The sequence below is a fragment of the Vibrio thalassae genome (genome assembly GCF_900089835.1).
In the GTDB taxonomy this organism is placed as follows: Bacteria; Pseudomonadota; Gammaproteobacteria; order Enterobacterales; family Vibrionaceae; genus Vibrio; species Vibrio thalassae.
This window is the reverse complement of record NZ_OANU01000009.1, coordinates 114,327-131,683: the sequence shown is the minus strand read 5'-3', so window position 1 is coordinate 131,683 and position 17,357 is coordinate 114,327. Positions and strand designations below refer to the sequence as shown.

At 45.3% G+C, this 17,357-nt stretch carries 12 protein-coding genes, 6 tRNA genes and 1 pseudogene; 7 read left to right on the top strand and 12 right to left on the bottom strand.

Going from position 1 to position 17,357, the window contains the following annotated elements:
• Window positions 1-150: 150 nt before the first annotated feature.
• Genes miaA through tsaE form a run of 4 tightly spaced genes read right to left on the bottom strand, consistent with a single transcriptional unit; the run spans window position 151 to window position 5,306 of the window.
• Entirely contained in the window at window positions 151-1,098 is a 948-nt protein-coding gene (gene miaA / locus VTH8203_RS05645) for a tRNA (adenosine(37)-N6)-dimethylallyltransferase MiaA (RefSeq protein ID WP_096992779.1), read from the bottom strand.
• Complete coding sequence (gene mutL / locus VTH8203_RS05640) at window positions 1,095-3,095, bottom strand: DNA mismatch repair endonuclease MutL (RefSeq protein ID WP_096992778.1); 2,001 nt, start codon at window positions 3,093-3,095, stop codon at window positions 1,095-1,097. Before mutL ends, miaA begins: the two co-directional genes overlap by 4 nt.
• Before the next feature lie 34 nt (window positions 3,096-3,129).
• A complete protein-coding gene (locus tag VTH8203_RS05635; RefSeq protein ID WP_096992798.1) occupies window positions 3,130-4,821 on the bottom strand; it encodes an N-acetylmuramoyl-L-alanine amidase in 1,692 nt (563 codons plus the stop codon).
• Between the two features lie 20 nt (window positions 4,822-4,841).
• Window positions 4,842-5,306 carry a tRNA (adenosine(37)-N6)-threonylcarbamoyltransferase complex ATPase subunit type 1 TsaE gene (gene tsaE / locus VTH8203_RS05630; protein WP_096992777.1) on the bottom strand — a complete coding sequence of 155 codons (465 nt, stop codon included), beginning with the start codon at window positions 5,304-5,306 and terminating at the stop codon, window positions 4,842-4,844.
• A gap of 247 nt (window positions 5,307-5,553) precedes the next feature.
• Here tsaE and queG point away from each other — a divergent pair, with 247 nt between their 5' ends.
• The gene (queG, locus tag VTH8203_RS05625; protein WP_096992797.1) at window positions 5,554-6,681 is read left to right on the top strand and encodes a tRNA epoxyqueuosine(34) reductase QueG; all 1,128 of its coding nucleotides are present in this window, start codon (window positions 5,554-5,556) and stop codon (window positions 6,679-6,681) included.
• A 593-nt stretch (window positions 6,682-7,274) separates the two neighbouring features.
• Here the strand turns inward: queG and VTH8203_RS05615 are convergent.
• The 7 genes from VTH8203_RS05615 to orn all read right to left on the bottom strand — a co-directional run bounded on the left by VTH8203_RS05615 (window position 7,275) and on the right by orn (window position 8,741).
• Window positions 7,275-7,350, bottom strand: a tRNA-Gly gene (locus VTH8203_RS05615).
• Window positions 7,351-7,405: 55 nt separating this feature from the next.
• Window positions 7,406-7,481: transfer RNA gene (locus VTH8203_RS05610), tRNA-Gly, on the bottom strand.
• A 121-nt stretch (window positions 7,482-7,602) separates the two neighbouring features.
• Window positions 7,603-7,679, bottom strand: a tRNA-Met gene (locus VTH8203_RS05605).
• A 41-nt stretch (window positions 7,680-7,720) separates the two neighbouring features.
• A tRNA-Gly gene (locus VTH8203_RS05600) sits at window positions 7,721-7,796 on the bottom strand.
• Window positions 7,797-7,826: 30 nt separating this feature from the next.
• Window positions 7,827-7,903, bottom strand: a tRNA-Met gene (locus VTH8203_RS05595).
• A 41-nt stretch (window positions 7,904-7,944) separates the two neighbouring features.
• Window positions 7,945-8,020 (bottom strand) — tRNA-Gly (locus tag VTH8203_RS05590).
• Between the two features lie 175 nt (window positions 8,021-8,195).
• The gene (gene orn / locus VTH8203_RS05585) at window positions 8,196-8,741 is read right to left on the bottom strand and encodes an oligoribonuclease (RefSeq protein WP_096992775.1); all 546 of its coding nucleotides are present in this window, start codon (window positions 8,739-8,741) and stop codon (window positions 8,196-8,198) included.
• A 99-nt stretch (window positions 8,742-8,840) separates the two neighbouring features.
• Here orn and rsgA point away from each other — a divergent pair, with 99 nt between their 5' ends.
• The 4 genes and pseudogenes from rsgA (at window position 8,841) to VTH8203_RS05565 (ending at window position 13,579) form a co-directional block, all read left to right on the top strand.
• Window positions 8,841-9,896, top strand: a complete 1,056-nt coding sequence (gene rsgA, locus VTH8203_RS05580; RefSeq protein ID WP_096992774.1) for a small ribosomal subunit biogenesis GTPase RsgA — start codon at window positions 8,841-8,843, stop codon at window positions 9,894-9,896.
• 131 nt (window positions 9,897-10,027) lie between these two features.
• Complete coding sequence (gene asd, locus VTH8203_RS05575; protein ID WP_096992773.1) at window positions 10,028-10,918, top strand: archaetidylserine decarboxylase; 891 nt, start codon at window positions 10,028-10,030, stop codon at window positions 10,916-10,918.
• A 225-nt stretch (window positions 10,919-11,143) separates the two neighbouring features.
• A pseudogene (locus VTH8203_RS05570) lies at window positions 11,144-12,559 on the top strand (SLC13 family permease).
• 123 nt (window positions 12,560-12,682) lie between these two features.
• A complete protein-coding gene (locus VTH8203_RS05565; protein WP_096992772.1) occupies window positions 12,683-13,579 on the top strand; it encodes a DMT family transporter in 897 nt (298 codons plus the stop codon).
• Here VTH8203_RS05565 and epmA read toward each other — a convergent pair.
• Window positions 13,576-14,550 carry an elongation factor P--(R)-beta-lysine ligase gene (gene epmA, locus VTH8203_RS05560; protein WP_370739204.1) on the bottom strand — a complete coding sequence of 325 codons (975 nt, stop codon included), beginning with the start codon at window positions 14,548-14,550 and terminating at the stop codon, window positions 13,576-13,578. The genes VTH8203_RS05565 and epmA overlap by 4 nt on opposite strands.
• 249 nt (window positions 14,551-14,799) lie before the next feature.
• On the opposite strand from epmA, the gene frdA reads away from it, so the two are divergent.
• Window positions 14,800-16,617, top strand: a complete 1,818-nt coding sequence (frdA, locus tag VTH8203_RS05555; RefSeq protein WP_096992771.1) for a fumarate reductase (quinol) flavoprotein subunit — start codon at window positions 14,800-14,802, stop codon at window positions 16,615-16,617.
• Window positions 16,617-17,357, top strand: coding sequence for a succinate dehydrogenase/fumarate reductase iron-sulfur subunit (locus VTH8203_RS05550; protein ID WP_096992770.1), 741 nt, complete (start codon window positions 16,617-16,619; stop codon window positions 17,355-17,357). Before frdA ends, VTH8203_RS05550 begins: the two co-directional genes overlap by 1 nt.

Here is a 17,357-nt window from a genome sequence, read left to right as displayed (position 1 = left end):
AGCTATTGGTGCACTGCAATGTTAGGTGCTGCCTTTGCATCTGAGCTAAACCAATGAAATACCCCTTAGTTTTATAATCATAGAACAACTATTGTCTTTGAAAACAAAACTCAGTTCCTTTTTGGGTACAAATACGCAAAAGCGACCACATTATACACAGTTAATGCCATCAGATGCTATGGCATCTGTGAGAGTTTTCATTGAATCCTCAACATGTTCGCTGTCTAGCCAAACCAAATCATCCCAACTCCTTAACCAGGTGATTTGTCGCTTAGCCAATTGGCGAGTTGCACATATCCCGCGAAAGATCGCGTCATCTAAAGTGCTCTCTCCATCCAAATATTCCCACATCTGACGATATCCGACACAACGGATAGACGGCAGATCAGGGTGAAGATCTTCACGAGCATATAACGCTTTGACTTCATCTTCAAAGCCTGCTTGTATCATTTTCTCGAAGCGCAATTCAATTCGTTTATGTAACAAAGCACGATCTTTGGGCGCTACCGCAAATTGTTTGACACGAAATGGTAAAGGTTCCCCTTTGGTTTCAGTTAATTCTGTCAAAGACCTACCAGTAATTCGATACACTTCAAGCGCTCGAGATAATCGCTGCGGATCATTTGGATGTATCCTCTCTGCTGAGACAGGATCTATCGCTCGAAGTTCATTATGAAGTGCTTGCCACCCTTTTTCGACGGCTTCCTGTTCAATCTGTTTACGGATATCAGGATCAGCAGCGGGTAACGGCGACAAACCTTGTAATAGCGCTTTAAAGTACAACATGGTTCCGCCAACCAGCAGAGGGATCTTGCCTTCTGCATGAATCTTGGCAATTTCGTTTAACGCATCGCGTCTAAAATCTGCCGCGGAATACGCTTCTGCCGGATCCAAAATATCTATCAAACGATGTGGCGCAAGCGCGATTTCCTCAGCCTCCGGCTTAGCGGTGCCAATATCCATACCTTTGTAAATGAGGGCAGAATCAACACTGATGATCTCCACAGGATATTGCTGACGAAGACGAATAGCTAAGTCTGTCTTACCAGATGCGGTAGGACCCATTAAAAACAAAACGAGTGGTAATTTTTGATTCATGATGAAAATGCTGCAATTGTGGCCGTAAAATCGACAGGTCGAACAAATTTTGGATCGCTTAACGGTAGCTGACCGTCGTAGAGCTGTTCTAAGTTGCCCAGCAACTGAACAGATTCAGATAAAGTGTAGCTACTTTTCACTTGCAGCACTTTTTTCGTTAACCAAAGGCTTAACTGACTGGTCGTGTCATCTGGCTGCTCAAGGGTCGCCAAGTATGACAGCATTTCATCAATTAACAATTGCAAATTTTGCTGTCGTAAAGGTGAAGGCACACCCATTACCATGGCCGTTTGTTTGTTGCGTACCTTAATGTCGATACCAAAGTTTGACATGAGCTGCTTATACATCTCGACCGCTTTTAATTGCTGTTCGCCAACCTTCAATGACAATGGCACCAATAGTGGTTGCATGGTTAACGCGCCTGTCTTTGGACTTAATTGAGCAAATAATTTGTAAAACTCAGCTCGGCGCAAGGACACCATCGCGCAAATTGGTTCAGCTTTCACCAGCACATAGCATTGATCGACAATGGCAATGGCCTTACCAATTCGTTCAATCTTTACCTCAATATAGTTAGGCTGTTTCATTGCTGGCTCAGTTCGTTGAGCAACGTCAGTTTCAATATCAGGCGTTTGCATTAACGCCTGATAGACTCGAACTTCTTCCGCCGTTGGCGCTTTCTCTGCGACGCGACTCGAGGTTCTATCACTGGAGCTCTTAGTCCTGTGCTCTGCTACCCAGTCGCTACGAGGAGCGCGCTCTGCAACCTCATGACCAAACGAAGCGTTTTGCGCAGAATACTCCGACTGACTATCACGTCTTTGATAGTCGGCTCTTCCAGGGTAAGCCGGAATATTCTCTATCGCTTTAAGCTCACTCTCGTTAACCTCTGGTTTAACCGTCTGTTCGGGTGCAATTTGCTCGGTAATTTTCTCTTCATGGCCTAGATTAACTGATGAGCTAAAAGCTGCCGGAGACGCAGGCTGAACATCGATAGATTTAGCCTGAATCAACGCGTCACTGAGCGCTTGGTAAATAAAATCGTGAACGAGGCGAGCTTGATGAAAGCGAACCTCATGTTTTGCTGGATGCACATTCACATCTACTTGATGAGGGTCGATATCAATGAACAGGATATATGCGGCAAACTGTTCTGGGGCTAGACTGTTTTCGTAACTTTGACGAATCGCGTGATTGATGAGTTTATCTTTCATCATACGGCCATTCACATAACAATATTGCAGATCACTTTGAGCTCTAGCACCCTCAGGCGTGGTGATCCAGCCGTGTAATTTCAAATCATTATGCTGCAATTCTATCTTCAACATATTGCGCACAAAGGGCCCCCCACATACAGCAGCTATTCGCTTCTCTGTTTGAGCTTCTGTCTTTGCTGCGCGGTACTGCCTTACTAACTTACCGTTATGTTTTAGGTTGATCGACACGTCAAAGCGGCTCAAAGCGATACGCTTTAACAACTCGTCAATGTGGATGAATTCTGTTTTCTCAGTGCGCAGAAACTTACGCCTTGCTGGTGTATTGAAAAACAGGTCAAGCACTTCAAGGGTCGTACCAATGGGGTGCGCGGCAGGTTTTAACTTAACCGCCATGTCACGTCCTTCCGCATACGCACTCCAAGCTTGTTCTTGCGTCGCAGGACGGGAGGTTAGCGTCAACCGAGCCACAGAGCTAATACTTGCGAGAGCCTCTCCTCGAAATCCTAAGCTCATAATGGCCTCAAGATCATCTAAGGTATGGATCTTTGAAGTTGCATGACGGCTTAGCGCCAATTGCAGCTCGTCTTTAACAATACCCTTGCCGTTATCACGCACGCGAATAAGTTTGGCGCCACCTTTCTCAATATCGATATCAATACGAGTAGCACCGGAATCAAGACTGTTTTCAACCAGCTCTTTAACTACGGATGCTGGTCGCTCCACCACTTCACCCGCAGCTATTTGGTTCGCCAATCGAGCTGGGAGTATCTTAATCGTCACTTATCTCCTCCAAAATGAGCTAGCGCTATTTGGTCTATTTATTAGGTATCAACAAGACTTGGCCTACCGCCAGTGAGTCCGACCGTAACTTATTTGCCTCTCGTATGCTTTGAACGGTAACGCCATACTTAGAAGCAATCTTGCCTAAAAACTCCCCTCGCTGCACTTTATGTTTACGAAGAGGTAAGTCTTTCAAACTGACAGTGATTTTGAGTTTCTGACCTAGCTTCAACACATCAGATTTGAGGTTATTTTCACGTTTAATGTCGCCGACATAGACCTTGTATTTATTGGCCACCTTACCTAAATAATCACCTTTCGCTACCGTGTGAATAATGGTTTTGGTTTCTACCGTATTGACCTTAGTGCTCACTTTCACAGGTGCACTACTACCGGGTATCACCAACGTTTGTCCCACCGCTAGCGAGGTGCTCTTCAGGCTATTGGCACTCTTAATGGCAGACACCGATGTCCCATAGTTTTGAGCAATCACAGATAGCGATTCACCGCGCTTCACCGTGTGTTTTTTCTGCTGTCCGCGATTGGCAAATAAAGTCCCTTCTGGTGGGTTTGCCTCAAAATACTGAACAATGGCTTTTGCTAAGGCTCGAGCCAATTTGTCTTGGTGACTGCGAGTAGTCAGCAACCGCTCTTCTGCTGGGTTGGAAATAAACCCCGTTTCAACCAGAACAGAAGGAATATCTGGTGATTTCAACACGGCTAAGCTCGCATTAACCGGCTCTTTCTTATGCAAATGAGCAACTTTCCCCATCTCTTTTAGGATTTTAGTCGCAACTTTATAGCCTTCTTTTTGCGAGTGACTAAATTGCAAATCCAAGAGCGTTTGACTGACATTGCGGTCGTTGGTGTTCTTCGACAACACCTCTCCAGCGCCGCCCAATAATTCAGATTGCTGTTCATGATTTTCAACCCAACGCGCTATTTCAGTATTCGCTCGTCTTGTATTCAAGACAAACACCGACGCTCCACGCGGCTGTGGTGTTCTAAAGGCATCGGCATGAATTGAAACCAATAGGTGCGCTTTATTTTTACGGGCAATTTCTGAGCGTTTGTTGAGGTTAACAAAGTAATCACCACGGCGAGTTAATACGGCTTTCATACCCGGGATGGCATCGATTTGCGCAGCCAGTTTTTTCGATACGCTTAACGTTACGTGCTTTTCGTACTTTTTCGTTGGACCAATTGAACCTGGATCTTCACCACCGTGACCCGCATCGATAGCGACGATAATATCAGCGGTACCTCTTAACTCAGATGCATCACGACTTACTGCTGTTTTACTGCTTGATGCCGTTGCTTTAGGTTGACTACTGGTTTTACCGTGAGGTAAATCGATAACTAAGCGATGACCATATTGCCCACCAGGTGTTGGGCTTAGTTTAAATATTTGAGGTGTCGATGACTTCTTTAGCTCAAAAACCAGACGATAAGTGCCCTTACTCGGTGGCGAGCTTTTACGAATTTTGCTCAGCACTGGACTATCCGTTACGTTCATTGGCAACTTGGTTTTTAAAGTGGTGTTCTTAAGATCCACGACAATTCGGCTTGGGCCCGATAATGAGAAATAACTGTAGTCAGCCTCAGACTTAAGGTCTATGACAACGCGCGTTTCGTCCGGTGACGGCCAAACACGAAGACCCTCTAACGCATTCGCTAAGGCAAAAGTGGGGAACATCAATAAGATAGGCAGCATGGCTAGTGCCATGCTACTAAGAAAACGACTGATCAATTTAACTCCAGCTGATTTACTAATTCTCTTCCGTAATCGCTATTAGCGGTAAAAGCAATTTCTCGTGCCTCACCTACGTACTTCATCTCGATATCAATATCCGCTGCAGGTAAAACGCCAATACCTTTTTCAGGCCACTCTACTAAACAAATAGCATCATCAGAAAAGTAATCACGAATTCCCATGAACTCCAATTCCTCTGGATCCGCCAAACGGTATAGGTCGAAGTGATATACGTTCCAACCATCGAGCTGATAAGGTTCCACCAAGGTGTAAGTCGGGCTTTTTACGTTTCCTTGGTGCCCAAGGCTTTGAATAAAGCCGCGACTAAATGTGGTTTTTCCTGCTCCAAGATCACCATGCAAATAAATCGTTGTCTGTTTTGAACAGAGGTTGGCTAATTTAGTTCCAATTAAAATCGTTGCGGATTCATTAGCTAAGGTAAATTTTTTAGTGCTCATCACGTTTTTCTCTGAGTGGTGCCTTTGAGAGTCGAAATAGTAAACTGTGTCGCTTTTCGCAGACAAGTGATCTTATGTAAGTAATCAGAAAATTTACCATTATTTTAGCGTTATCCCTACTACGCATGCACAAAATAGTCGATGAAAGTTTGTTCTAAAGTAGATTAAGGACTTTTTGGGATTCATACTTGGGTTAGTACTGATTTTGAGTATAGAATACGCGTCCTTTTCTATTTGAGTAATCATGATGGACTTAAACAAGCTTGCCAGTGATATTAAACAATGGGGACAAGAGCTCGGTTTTCAAAAAGTCGGTATCAGCGATATTGATTTACAGGATCAAGCTGCCATTCTCAAAAATTGGTTAGCTGCTGGATATCATGGTGATATGGCTTGGATGGCAACCCATCAAGATTTAAGAATTCATCCAGATAAACTCCACCCAAATACCTGTCGAATCATCAGCGTTAGAATGGATTATCTCCCAGAAGATGCTCACTTTGCCGCTAACTTAGAAGATAAGCATTCCGGCTATATCAGTCGATACGCGTTAGGGCGTGACTATCACAAGCTGATTCGTAATTTACTCAAGAAACTTGGTCAGAAAATAGAACAGGAAGTCTCTGAACTTGGTTACAGACCATTTGTTGACTCAGCACCTGTTTTGGAGCGTCCCATCGCTGAAAAAGCTGGACTGGGTTGGATAGGTAAACACTCCTTACTATTGGATAAAGAAGCCGGCTCTTGGTTCTTTTTAGGTGAGTTATTTATCGACTTGCCTCTTCCTACCGATTCGCCAGTCGATAACGAGTGTGGCAAGTGTCGAGCATGCATCACTTCTTGCCCGACTGGTGCTATTTTGGAAAATGGTGTTATCGATGCTCGTCGATGTATTTCCTACCTTACCATCGAATACAAAGGTGTTATCCCTCCAGAGTTTCGTGAGGCCATGGGAAATCGAATTTATGGCTGTGATGATTGCCAGTTGGTTTGTCCCTGGAATCGCCATGCCGAGATAAGCCGACAGCAAGACTTTCAACGACGCGCTAGTTTTGCTGATACCAACCTCGCCGTGTTGCTGTCTTGGGATGAGTCAACATTTCTTAAAAATATGGAAGGCTCTGCTATCCGCAGAATTGGCCATGAACAATGGCAGCGAAATATCATTATCGCTATGGGAAATGCGCCTTTTTCTCAAAACTACATTGAAAAACTGCAACAGATTCAAGGCAAATCAGAGCTTCTGGACTCTCATATAGAGTGGGCGTTACAGAGACAAATGGGACAGGTCCCCATGAAGCTGGATACCAGCATCCATACCAAAAACCAGCGACTCATCCGTATTGTAAAAAAAGGATTACCCCGAGACGCATAGCCATCAACGGGTGTAGAAAAATCAAATCTATTTTCTTGACTAATATCTCAAATCTAGATTTGTGGAAAAACTACATTTTCATTGACGGTTAGTCGTTGAGAAATCAGGTTAAACACAGTTTCAATATATGACTAGGATCAAAAAAACGTCACTTGCTGATCATTTAACTGTCAAGGCAAAGATATTTAAAAATCTCTTATTTTATTTAAATTCAATAAGTTATATGAAAAATCTGGTATTAAACAGTCAAGGTAACGATGTAAAGATCTTTCAAGAGCCCAATTTAGATATCATTCAAATACAATTTATCAACCAAGTTATCCACAAAATAAAAATGTGGATAAGTCTGTTAATTTAAGTATGACAGAATCGCAACAAAGGCAGGCGCCTAGTGCTGTTTGGGTGTGTAGAAATAAGAATACACAGGTCAGTGCATTACATTACATCATCGTAAGGTAGTGACTGAATGACTTAATTTTGGGAGTAATGCTTCTCAGCATTAGGAAAGAGCGTGCGGTGAAGGGACCAAGTTTCTCAACTTTGCTATCTCTTATCGAGATGACCGCTTTTGGTGTCCATTATGTGGAAGAAATTGGAGCGACACACGAGGTTCGAACTCGTGACCTCAACCTTGGCAAGGTTGCGCTCTACCAACTGAGCTAGTGTCGCATTGCTAACGTTATTTACTACTAAATAACGGTGTATTTCTTTCACTCAAGGAAATTGGAGCGACACACGAGGTTCGAACTCGTGACCTCAACCTTGGCAAGGTTGCGCTCTACCAACTGAGCTAGTGTCGCATATCAACAGCAAGTGCTATTGATTAAATTTGGTTGCGGGGGCCGGGTTTGTACCGGGCGGCGCATCCGTCGACGACCTGAGGGTTATGATAAAGAAACCACCCAAACTATCGTAATGTATTGGTTGCGGGGGCCGGATTTGAACCGACGACCTTCGGGTTATGAGCCCGACGAGCTACCAAGCTGCTCCACCCCGCGTCCGTAATCATCATTCAAAGCATGATGAAGGCTTATTAATTTGGAGCGACACACGAGGTTCGAACTCGTGACCTCAACCTTGGCAAGGTTGCGCTCTACCAACTGAGCTAGTGTCGCATATCAACAGCAACTGCTATTGACTAAATTTGGTTGCGGGGGCCGGATTTGAACCGACGACCTTCGGGTTATGAGCCCGACGAGCTACCAAGCTGCTCCACCCCGCGTCCGTATTGTGTCACCGTTAAGTACGATGAAAACTATGTGTTGGAGCGACACACGAGGTTCGAACTCGTGACCTCAACCTTGGCAAGGTTGCGCTCTACCAACTGAGCTAGTGTCGCATTGAACGTCTTTCATCGTTCAGGGCTGCGAATTATAAGAGCATTTTTTTGTGATGCAAGTCCTTATCAGCAAAAAAACCAACTTTTTTTTCGTTTGATGAAAAAGCACACAAAAATGCGTTATTTTTCCGCCAACTACAGCCCTAAACTTCTCTTTTTAACAAATATTCGAAGATCAGATAGTAAAAATAGTCTCACGATAATATTTGAGTTCGGCGATAGACTCTCGAATATCATCCAATGCTAAATGCGTTCCCTGCTTAGAAAAGCCATCAAGGATTTCCGGTTTCCAGCGACGAGTCAATTCTTTTAGCGTACTGACATCCACGTATCGGTAATGGAAATACTCTTCGAGTTCTGGCATATGTTTGTAAAGAAAACGTCGGTCTTGACCAATACTGTTACCACAAATCGGCGATTTTCCTTTCGGTACCCATTGCTCTAAGAATGCGATGGTTTCTTTGATGGCTTTTTCTTCATCATACTCACTGTCTTTAACACGAGCCACCAGCCCACTTGCAGTATGAGTGTTGGTGCACCAATCATCCATTTTAGCCAACTCTTCATCCGGTTGGTGAATCGCTATAACAGGCCCTTCCGCAAGAATATTTAACTCGCTGTCGGTCACGATACTGGCAATTTCGATAATTTTATGTTGTTCAGGATCCAGTCCTGTCATTTCTAAATCAACCCAGATCAAGTTGTCATCGCTGAAAGACATAATGCCCTCGTCTATTTGTTTTCTGCTAAAAGAGGTACTATACCCAAATTAAATTCAGTAACCCAAATGGTTTGATGCACATCGCATCATTGAAATATCGTGGCGAAAAAGAAAAAACTAACCAAAGGTCAGGTGCGTCGTGTGCGCAACAACCAGAAAAAAAAGCTGGCAAAAGAAGAATCTGTCCAGTGGGATGAGACTATGCTTGGCGCGGTCAAGCAAGGGCTTGTCATCACTCGTTTCGGACAACATGCCGACATTGAAGATCTTGAAACCAAAGAAATACACCGCTGTAATTTAAGACGTGGTATTGAGTCTTTGGTCTCTGGAGATCGAGTGAAATGGCGAGTCGGACTCGAATCTATGCACGGTATTTCTGGCGTAGTGGAAGCCGTAGAACCGCGAACCTCAATGTTAACCCGTCCTGATTACTATGATGGCCTCAAGCCCGTAGCCGCAAACGTTGATCAAATGGTCATTGTTTCTGCCGTTGTGCCAGAGCTATCGTTGAACATTATCGACCGTTACCTGATCGCTTCTGAAACGCTTGAGATTGCGCCTCTTGTCGTACTCAATAAAATAGATTTACTGCCTGAACAAGAGCGCGACACGTTTTATCAGCTTTTAGAGGTCTATAAATATATTGGCTATAAAGTCCTGCTCGTGAGCAAAGAAAGCGGCGAAGGCATAGAAGAGCTCGAAGCTCACCTCAAAGACAAGATTAATATTTTTGTCGGCCAATCTGGTGTGGGCAAATCAAGTTTAGTGAATGCACTCATGCCCGAGCTTGATGTCGAAGAAGGCGAAATTTCCAGCAACTCCGGCTTGGGTCAACATACTACTACTGCGGCAAGATTATATCACTTTCCAACCGGTGGTGACCTTATCGATTCTCCAGGCGTACGCGAGTTTGGTTTGTGGCACCTAGAGCCAAATGAAGTCACTGAAGCTTTTGTTGAGTTCAAACCCTATCTCGGTGGTTGTAAATTCCGAGACTGTAAACACTTAGACGACCCTGGTTGCCTTCTCCGTGAAGCCGTTGAAGACGGTAAAATCGATCAAGTACGTTTTGATAATTATCATCGAATTATCGAGAGCATGGGCGAAGGTAAAGCCAACCGACAATACTCTAGAAGCAAGAAAGCTGACTTGTGATCATCAAGGAACACGGTGAGATTAACACTCTGACCGTGTGCCATTCACAAATTGCTGACATTTGGGGCGAATTACATTAGTATCTCGCGCCCTGAATTAATAACACTCAATTAATGTTGGAATAGTGAACAATGGATAAGATTAAAGTTGGACTGCAATATTGGATACCTCAACACGGTTTGACCCGTTTGGTAGGTAAACTAGCATCAGCCAAGGCTGGCGGTCTAACAACAGCGATCATTCGTTGGTTTATCAAGCAATATAACGTCAATATGGACGAGGCTCTGCACTCAGATCCTGCTCACTTCAAAACCTTCAATGAGTTCTTTGTGCGTGAGTTGAAACCTGGTATGCGTCCAATTGCGGAAGGCGAAACGGTGATTTCCCACCCTGCTGACGCATGTGTAAGCCAATTTGGGCCGATCACCGATGGCAAGCTTATCCAAGCAAAGAATCACGACTACACCGCACAAGAACTGCTGGGTGGTAGTGCTGATTTAGCGGCTGAATTTGCTGACGGCGAGTTTGCAACACTCTACCTGTCACCGAGAGACTATCACCGAGTGCATATGCCATGTGATGGCACTTTGCGTCAGATGATTTATGTTCCTGGTGATCTGTTCTCAGTGAACCCATTGACGGCTGAGAATGTACCAAATCTATTCGCTCGTAATGAGCGCGTTGTGTGTATTTTCGATACTGAGTTTGGCCCAATGGCGCAAGTTCTGGTCGGAGCAACCATTGTGGGTAGTATTGAGCTAATCTGGGCTGGCACTGTAACTCCTCCTCGCGGTAATACCGTTTACACTTGGGATTACCCAGCAACTGGTGATAAGTCGGTCATTCTGAAGAAAGGCGATGAGATGGGTCGTTTCAAATTAGGCTCAACCGTCATCAACTTATTCGCCAAAGACAGCATTCGCTTTGATGATTCAATGAAAAACAATGCTCCAACTGTGATGGGAACGCCTTACGCTCAGCAATTGACTCAAACAGCAACGACATCAGACGTCAGCGAGTAGTTATTCATAAACAAACGGTGCTTCGGCACCGTTTCTCTTTGAATGATATATTGAGACCACAATATTCAGTTTGTTGTTCAAATAGCACTGCGGATTTTGACGCAAAGCAAAACACCCTTCGAATCTTCCCTCGATTTTTCAGAACTTTAATGCCAGTCTAAGACCGGAATTCGAATATCTTTAAACCTAGGTGCAGTTTAAATATTCACCATGGTGACCGCCCCTATGCCGAAGATACATACTGGGACACTAATTAGACTGTTTATCTGCTTTTTAGTGCCATTAGGCGTCCTAATGATGCCAATAGATTGGATTCCAATTGATGACCTCACATTGATTCAACATCGACTTCTCGCGATATTTCTACTGGCTGCTTTATTATGGGTGCTCGAACCAGTTCCCGTCTTCGCTACTTCAATTCTGATCATTGCCCTTGAACTCATCATGATCTCTGACAAAGGGCTTCATTTGTTCCGAACTCCACCAGCTGGTCACGACCTTGGTGAACTTATGTCTTACACCGACATTTTCGGTGCCTTCTCTTCACCTATCATCATTCTGTTTATGGGTGGTTTTGCTCTGGCTATCGCTGCGTCTAAATACGAGCTGGATAACAATCTCGCACGGGTGTTACTCAAACCTTTTGGCCAACAACCTAAATTTATTATGTTAGGACTTATGTTGATCACTGCCGTGTTTTCGATGTTTATGTCCAATACGGCGACAACCGTTATGATGTTAGCGCTACTAGGGCCTATCGTCGCCTCTGCACCGAAATACGACCTTGGTATCAAAGCTCTAGTGCTCTGCATACCGATTGCGGCAAACACTGGGGGCATCGCCACTCCAATAGGTACACCGCCCAACGCCATCGCGTTGCAATATCTTACCGGTGAAAACAGCATTGATTTTTTACAATGGATGATGATGGGATTACCTTTCGTGATTGTTCAGCTCACATTAGCTTGGTTCCTACTGCAAAAGCTGTTTCCTTCTTCCGAGGATAGAATGGTGCTCAAGCTTGACGGCGCATTTCAAAAAAGTTGGCGCGCAGTTGTCGTTTACATAACGTTCGCTATTACCATTCTGCTTTGGATGACAACCAAGCTGCATGGTATGAACAGTTATGTCGTCTCTATTATCCCTCTCGCGGTATTTACACTCACGGGCATCATAGGTAAAGACGAACTGAAACTAATCAACTGGGACGTACTTTGGTTAGTTGCAGGGGGTATCGCTATCGGCATTGGATTGGATAAAACTGGGCTGGCTTCGGCATTGGCTCACGCCATTGATTATGAGTCTCTCTCTCCATTTGCCGTTGTCATTGCTCTCTCTATGGTGTGTTGAATCATGGCCAACTTTATGTCTAACACTGCTACAGCAAACCTATTGATGCCTATTGCTGCAGCGATTGGCGCTTCTATGGAAAGTCTAGTAAGCATTGGCGGTTTACAAGGCTTGCTCGTCGTGGTCGCGTTCTCGGCGTCACTGGGTATGATTCTGCCTGTATCCACTCCACCGAACTCTTTGGCCTACTCGACAGGACTCATTGAAAGTAAAGACATGGCTAAAACAGGCCTTATCATCGGTGTTGTCGGCCTCCTCATTGTTTACGCTGCGACTTTAATCCTCGCGTAACCGTCATGATTGAAATCCTTTCGCCAGTCGGTGAAAGGATTTCCGAGAGGATTTCATTGCAGTTTCCAGTGCAGCATAGTAAAAACTAATCAGTTCACAAGGATTGAGACATTAGGGATAGCAATGGGATTTGAATGGCTGGCGCTGATCGCCGCTTTTTTATGGGCGGTATCGAGCATTATTTCCGTCACCCCAGCCAAGCATTTAGGATCGTTTTCCTACAGTCGATGGCGTATGGGCTGTACCGCCTTGATCCTCTCGACAATGGCCATGGTTACTGGCGGTTGGTCGACCGTTGAAAGTAGCCATATCACACCAATGATGCTATCTGGACTTATCGGTATTTTTATTGGTGATACTGCGCTTTTTGCCTGCCTAAACCGAATGGGGCCAAGACAAGCAGGACTATTATTCTCCTGCCATGCCGTGTTTTCAGCACTGTTAGGTTATTTCCTATTTTCAGAAACCATGACTCCACTAGAGCTGCTCGGTTCAGCGTTGGTCTTCTCAGGGGTTGCTACTGCGATCTTCTTTGGACGACATGGAAACAGCAACCACAAAGCTAGCGAACTAGAAACCATTAAAGGCAATGTGTGCTTTGGTGTGGGACTCGGAATCACGGCAGCCTTGTGTCAGGCTCTTGGGGGGATTATCGCTAAACCCGTCATGCAAACTGCGGTGGATCCAGTGGCAGCGTCTGGGATACGTATGATCACCGCATTTATTGCCCATTGCTTGTTTCTATTCACTGGTACTCGACACGCGAAGAGCATTCATCCTATTACTTGGCCCATATTCGGGATTACTGCTCTTAATGGGTTCTTAGCGATGGCGGTAGGAATGACGCTGATTCTCTTTGCTTTGCAAACTGGAAATGTAGGAATGGTCGCACTGCTCTCGTCAACCACTCCAATTATGGTCTTGCCACTGCTTTGGATATACACCAAGCAGCGTCCTAATAAATATGCTTGGCTAGGTGCCCTATTGGCTGTCGCGGGCACCGGTATTTTGGTCAGTTAAGCACGCGGAAAAGGAAAAGCCACCACTTCATCGATATGAGCGGCACCAAGCGCCAACATAATGAGGCGGTCAATGCCCAAAGCGACACCAGCACACGCTGGTAGACCTGATTTGAGCGCTTCTATCAAATGATAGTCAATCGGCTGTTGAGGGAGGCCCATTTGCTGACGCTTGCGATTGTCCTCTTCAAAGCGAGCTAACTGTTCATTAGGGTTGTCTAGCTCATGAAAACCGTTCGCCAGTTCTATCCCCTTAAAATAGACTTCAAATCGGTCTGCAACACGCTCATCTTTAGGATTGACCTTAGCCAGCGCAGCTTGTGACGATGGAAAATCATACACAAACGCAGGTGTTTCTTGGCCTATTTTGGTTTCAACTCCCATGCTAAAGAGCAGTTGCAACAGCGTATCTCGATCTTGCTCCGTATCGGCAATATCACTCAGCCCTAGACCTCCAGCCACCTGTCTCAACTCTGACATGCTCGCTTCTAGTGGACAAACGCCTAAATGAGTCATAAACGCTTGTTGATATGTCAGGCGCTCAGCACGGTTGCACGCCAACACCATCATTAATAGCTCATCCATTTCATCCATTAGCTGATGATGGTCAAAGCCTTCGCGATACCACTCAAGTATGGTGAACTCAGGGTTATGGTAGCGGCCGCTTTCCTCATTGCGGAAGGCTTTATTAATTTGATAAATAGAGCCGCTTCCCGCTGCCAGCAAACGCTTCATATGAAACTCAGGGCTAGTCATAAAATACAGCTTACGACCATCCGCATAACCCGGGCCTACAAAGTGGGTCTGGAACGTATGTAAATGGATGTCTGTGACGGTCGCATGGCTCATAGCAGGCGTATCCACTTCCATTACATTCCTTGATAGGAAGAAGTCTCGTATTGAATGGATTATTTGTGCCCTTTTTTTTAGTAAAGCCACTGAAGCTGTGGGCTGCCACTCATTGCAAATCATAATTAAACTCATTAGCTCTGTTTATTGATAATTATACGACTGTGACGATTTCTACTCAATAACGCGTGATTTTAATCACACATCATATAAATACTATGCTTCACTTTGCATTTCCGGAGCAAAAACCTAACTCAGTCAATTTTTTTGCCATACAGCTTATCTAATATAAAACCTTACTCTATAAAAGCTTACTAAAGCATTTAATTATAACTCGCGAGCTCACTCGCACTCACACACTGGAGGATAACTGTGAAAACAATTACCACAGATATCGCAGTCATCGGCGCAGGCGGCGCCGGTCTTCGTACTGCCATTGCAGCAGCAGAAGCAAACCCAGAAATGGAAGTGGCTCTGATTTCTAAAGTCTACCCGATGCGTTCACATACCGTGGCAGCAGAAGGTGGTTCTGCAGCTGTAATCAAGGATGAAGATAGCTTAGATAACCACTTCAACGATACCGTTGGTGGTGGCGACTGGCTTTGTGAACAGGATGTTGTTGAATATTTCGTAGAAAATGCCACACGTGAAATGATCCAAATGGAGCAATGGGGCTGCCCATGGAGCCGTAAGGAAAATGGCGAGGTTAACGTTCGTCGTTTCGGTGGTATGAAGGTTGAACGTACATGGTTTGCCGCTGATAAAACCGGCTTCCATATGCTACACACTCTGTTCCAGACTTCGATGAAGTATGAGCAAATCAAACGATTTGACGAATACTTTGTGGTTGACCTACTTGTCGTTGAGGGCGAGGTTCAAGGTCTTATTGCTATTCATATGTCTGAAGGTGAACTGGTTACGATTAAAGCCAAATCTGTTGTACTAGCAACAGGTGGTGCGGGCCGCGTTTATCACTGTAATACCAACGGTGGTATCGTAACAGGCGACGGTATGGCGATGGCTTATCGTCATGGTGTACCGCTACGTGATATGGAGTTTGTTCAGTATCACCCAACCGGCCTTCCAGGTACTGGCATCCTGATGACAGAAGGTTGTCGTGGTGAAGGTGGGATCATCGTCAACAAGAATGGCTACCGCTATCTGCAAGACTACGGCATGGGTCCAGAAACACCAGTTGGCCAACCGAAAAACAAATATATGGAACTGGGTCCTCGTGACAAAGTTTCCCAAGCTTTCTGGCACGAACAACAGAAAGGCAACACCATCAAACACCCACTTGGTGACGTTGTGCATCTAGACCTCCGCCATCTTGGTGAAGAGTACTTGCAAGAGCGTTTACCATTTATCTGTGAGCTTGCTAAAGCCTACGTGAACGTTGACCCAGCGAAAGAGCCAATCCCAATTCGTCCAACTGTTCACTACACTATGGGTGGTATCGAAACCAATGGGCAGTGTGAAACACGCATTCAAGGTCTATTTGCTGTCGGCGAGTGTGCATCTGTTGGCCTACACGGCGCCAACCGCTTAGGGTCTAACTCTCTCGCTGAATTCGTAGTCTTTGGTCGCGTGGCTGGTGAACAAGCTGTTGAACGTGCGAAAGCTTTTAAAGGCTGGGATGACGCGGCTATCGCGCAACAAGTTGAAGCGGTTGAAGCTCGCATTGCAGCACTCATGAACCAAGAAGGCGATGAAAACTGGGCTGAAATCCGTACCGAAATGGGTCACACCATGGAAGCGGGCTGCGGTATCTATCGTCAAGAAGATCTGATGCAAGCTACGCTTGAAAAGATCGCCGAGCTCAAACAGCGCTATAAGAAAATCAGCATCAAAGATAAAGGTAAAGTGTTCAACACGGATCTCCTTTATGCCATTGAAGTGGGCTATGGCCTCGAAGTTGCAGAAGCTATGGTTCACTCCGCTATCCTACGTAAAGAATCACGTGGCGCACACCAACGTTTAGACGATGGTTGTACTGAACGTGATGACGTGAACTTCCTGAAACACTCTTTGGCCTTCTTCCAAGAAGACAGCGCACCAAGCATCGATTACAGCGATGTGAAGATAACGAAATCGCAACCTAAAGCACGCTTGTACGGTGAAGCAGCAGAAAAAGCTGCCGCGGCAGAAGCGAAAGCATCTCAAGAGAACAGTGCGGAGGAGCAAGCATAATGTCAGCTAATCGTATTCAGAAAGTTGAGATCCTGCGTTATGACCCAGAGAAGGACTCAGAACCTTACTTCCAAACATTTGAAGTTCCGTTTGATGAGACCATGTCTGTACTTGATGCGATTGGTTACATCAAAGACCACCTCGATAAAGATCTGTCTTACCGCTGGTCTTGCCGTATGGCGATTTGTGGTTCGTGCGGCATCATGGTCAACGGTGTACCTAAGTTGGCTTGTAAGAGCTTCCTTCGTGACCACCAAAATGGTCTGAAGATCGAGCCTTTGGCTAACTTCCCTATCGAGAAAGACCTGATTGTCGATATGACGCCGTTTATCGAACGCCTTGAAGCCATCAAGCCTTATATTATCGGTAATGATCGCAAGCCTGAGGATGGCACCAATATCCAAACACCTGAGCAAATGGCGAAGTATAAGCAGTTTGCTGGCTGCATTAACTGCGGCCTCTGCTACGCGGCCTGCCCTCAGTTTGGTCTAAACCCAGAGTTTATCGGTCCAGCAGCTCTGACACTTGCGCATCGCTATAACCTTGATAGCCGTGACAATGGTGCCGCAGAGCGTATGAAGATGATCAACGGTGCAAACGGGGCTTGGGGCTGTACCTTCGTCGGTTACTGCTCTGAAGTCTGTCCGAAGAACGTTGATCCAGCAGCAGCGGTTAACCAAGGTAAAGTGGAGTCTTCTAAAGACTTCGTCATCGCAATGCTAAAACCACAGGAGGCGTAG